Raw genomic sequence first — 3300 nt, 5'->3', positions numbered from 1 at the left:
CGGCCGCTGCCCCCGCTGCGGCACGCCGTACTCCTTCCTGCCCCAACTGGCCCGGGGCGACCTGGTCGCCGGGCACTACCGGGTCCTCGGCTGCCTCGCGCGCGGCGGCCTCGGCTGGATCCATCTCGCCGAGGACACCCGCGCCGAGGGCCATCGCGTCGTCCTCAAGAGCCAGATCGACGCGGGCGGCGCGCTCGCCCGCCGTACCGCCGTCGAGGAGCGCCGCTCCCTCACCGACCTGCACCACCCGGACATCGTGCGGATCATCACGTACGCCGATCACCGGCCCCCGGGCGGGACGTCCACCGGCTACCTGGTCATGGACTACATCGGCGGCCGCTCCCTGCAACAGCTCTTCGACGCCGATGCCGACGACAAAGCGCGCGTCTTCCACGGCCGCCCCCGCCTCGACCATGTCCTCAGTTACGGCTGCAAGATCCTCGGCGCGCTGGAGTACATGCACGAACGGGGTCTGCTCTACTGCGACATGAAGCCCGCCAACGTCATCCACTTCGGGCGGGCCGTGAAGGTCATCGACCTCGGCGCGGTCCGCGCGATCGGCGACCGCGCGTCCGCGTATGTGTACACGGCGACGTTCGCGCCGCCGAAGGCGGAGATCGACCGGCGCGGCTGGCACGTCGACAGCGACCTCTACACCGTCGGCATGACCCTCCAGGCCCTGGCCCGCGACACCGAACCGGCCCGTGGGCTCACGCACGACTCCTTCCGCCGGCTCGTCGACCGCGCCACGCATCCCGAACCCCGGGCCCGGTTCCGGTCGGCCGCCGAGATGTCCCGCCAACTCTGGGAGGTACTGCGGGAGTTCCGCTCGCTCCAGTTCGGGGAGCAGCTGCCGGAGAGCTCCACCCGGTTCCGCGCCACCGGCGCCAGCCTGGACGCCGGGCTCGGCGCGATCCCCGCCCTGGACCACTGGACCGCCCGCACCGGCGAGCGCCCGGCCGAGCTGGACGTGTCCCCGCCCTCGCCCGCCGAGGTCGCGGGCGCCCTGCCGGAACCCGTCCCCGATCCCGCCGACGGCGCCGCCCTGGTCCTGGACACCTTCTCGCCCGACGCCCCCGACCAGGTGGCCCGGCAGTGGCCCCGCGACTCCCGCCTCGGCACCCCGGAGACCGCGCTGTGGCTGTGCCGCGCCTATCTCAGGGGCGGCGACCGGGACGCGGCCGCCGACTGGCTCGCCGAGGCCGAGACCCAGCTCGGCGAGCGCGCCGCCGCCCATGACTGGCGGATCGCCTGGCACCGGGGCGTCCTGCACCTCGGCAAGGGCGAGGTCGAGCCGGCCGGCGCCCGGTTCGAGGCCGTGTACCGGGCGCTGCCCGGCGAGTACGTGCCCAAGCTCGCCCTCGGCCACTGCGCCGAGCACGGCGCCCGCACCGCACGCGCCATGCGCTTCTACGAGGCCGTGTGGAAACGGGACAGCGCGCACACCGCCGCCGCCTTCGGGCTCGCCCGCGGCCATCTGGCCGGCGGCGACCGGGACGCCGCCGTCCGCGTCCTGGACGAGGTACCGGCCACCTCCCGCCACCACGACGCCGCCCGGGTCGCCGCCGTCCGCATCCGCGCCGGTGTCATCGGCGGACTGCCGCCCACCCCCGCCGATCTGGCCGACGCGGCCCGCCGGCTGCCCGAACTACGCCTGGACGGCGGCGCCGAGGACGGCGAGTCCCGGGCCCGGCTGGTCGCCGAGGTCCGCGAGAACACGCTGGCCTGCGGCGCCGGGGCCTGGCCGTCCGGGAGCCTGCTCGGACCCGGCGACGAGCGCGGCCTGCGCACCCTGCTCGAACACTCCTTCCGCCAGCTGGCCGCTCAGGCCCGCACCGCCCCGGAACACGGCCGGCTGCTCGATCTGGCCCACTCCGTACGGCCGTTGACCACCTTCTGAGGACGCCCATGACCCCCGCGGAGAGACACCGATGACCGTGGCCGAACAGATCGAGGTGACGCTGGAGGTCGGCCAGGAGAAGGACCTGGCCGCCGAGCCGTACACCCAAGGGGCGGGCGCGGAACGGGAGATGCACGCCATCCTGGAGATCGGGGTGCGCGGCCGCGGCGGTGCCGGGCTCGCCGGGGGACGGGCGCCGGGCGGCGGGCCCGCGCTCGCCGAGGTGCTGATCGTGGACACCTCCCGCTCCATGCTCTTCCCGCCCGCCAAGCTGCACGCGGCCAAGGACGCCACCGCGGCCGCCGTACGACTGCTGCCGGAGGGCACCGCCTTCGCCGTGCTCTCCGGCCACTTCCACGCCGCCGTCGTCCACCCAGGACCCGACCAGCCGGGGCTCGCCGTCGCGGGGCCTGGCGAACGCGCCGCCGCCGTACGGGCCGTACGCCTCCTCGACGCCGACGGCGGTACGGCGATCGGGACCTGGCTCGACCTCGCCCGCCGCCTGCTGAAGGACCACCCCGCGCCGGTCAAGCACGTCCTGCTGCTCACCGATGGCCGCAACGAGCACGACCACCGGGCCGCCATGACCCTGGAGACCGCGCTGGACGCCTGCGAGGGCCGCTTCGTCTGCGACGCCTGGGGCATCGGCGACGACTGGGACGCCGAACTGCTGCTGCGCATCACCCGACGGCTGCACGGCCGCGCCGGAGCCGTCCGCGAGGAGTCCGAACTGACCACCTCCTACGAGGAGTTGGTGACCGGACTGCTCGGCACGGCGGTCCCCGAGCTGCGCATCAGGCTCACCCCCACCCCCGGCACCGTCATCCGCCGGATGAAACAGGTCGTCCCCGGCGAACAGGAACTCCTGCCCGCCGAGGGCCCCGGACGCGGCACCGAGTACATCACCCGCGCCTGGGGCGAGGAGGTACGGCACTTCCAGGTGGTGCTGGCCGCCGACCCGACCGGCCGGGAGCGCGGCGAGGACCTCCAACTGGCCGCCGTCGAGGTCGTCGTACCCGACTTCGGGCATCCGGTACGGCTGCCCCGGCCCCGCCCCGTCCTGGTGCGCTGGACCGACAACCCGCTGGACGCCTCCCGGCGGCACCCCGGGGTGCACCGGCAGCAGCTGTACCACCAGGCGAGCGCCGCCGTCGCCCGCGCCTACCGGGCCTGGCTGCGCGGCAGTGACGGCCGCGCCGTCGCGGACCGCGAACTCGCCCGCGCCCTGCATCTGGCGGCCGACCTCGGCGACACCCAACTCCTCGACGCACTGCGCCGGATCGAGGACACCCCCGGCGGCGGCCGGATCCGCACCGGTCTGAAGGACGTCGACTGGCAGCACCTGATCCTCTCCAGCGCCATGACCACCCCGCCCCGCCATCCGGCCGCCGCCGGGGGTG

2 protein-coding genes are annotated in these 3300 nt (G+C 75.1%); both read left to right on the top strand.

The features are described from left to right. On the top strand, positions 1-1900 hold a 1900-nt coding region (locus CCN72_RS29440; RefSeq protein WP_086811019.1), incomplete at its 5' end, for a tetratricopeptide repeat protein. Positions 1901-1931: 31 nt separating this feature from the next. Continuing rightward, the coding region (locus tag CCN72_RS29435; protein ID WP_107430187.1) for a VWA domain-containing protein at positions 1932-3300 on the top strand (1369 nt) is incomplete at its 3' end.

The organism is Streptomyces murinus (assembly GCF_002154555.1).
GTDB classification, from domain to species: domain Bacteria; phylum Actinomycetota; class Actinomycetes; order Streptomycetales; family Streptomycetaceae; genus Streptomyces; species Streptomyces murinus.
The sequence above is the reverse complement of the archived record's forward strand: the minus strand, read 5'-3'. Positions and strand labels throughout refer to the sequence as shown.